Consider the following 205-nt stretch of genomic DNA (forward strand, 5'->3'; position numbering starts at 1 on the left):
ATTAAGCCACCCATAATAACTTGTTTGTTTTTTCAACAATAAACTACACTTAATTTACCCTCTTATAAGTGTGGTGATTTTTATGCCCAAGCCTCGTTCACAACAAATCAGTTTATCTGATACACCCTATTATCATGTTTGCAGTCAAACCGTTCGAAAAGCCTTTTTATGTGGTATTAATAAAGAAACCGGTGTCAGCTATGCG

Annotated in this window: 1 pseudogene; it reads left to right on the top strand. The window is 35.1% G+C overall.

The window, feature by feature from the left end:
* Positions 1-82: 82 nt before the first annotated feature.
* Positions 83-205: pseudogene (locus tag H4J66_RS20060) on the top strand (transposase); the annotation flags it as partial.

It is taken from the genome of Colwellia sp. MB3u-55 (assembly GCF_014076785.1).
Classification (GTDB): Bacteria; Pseudomonadota; Gammaproteobacteria; order Enterobacterales; family Alteromonadaceae; genus Colwellia_A.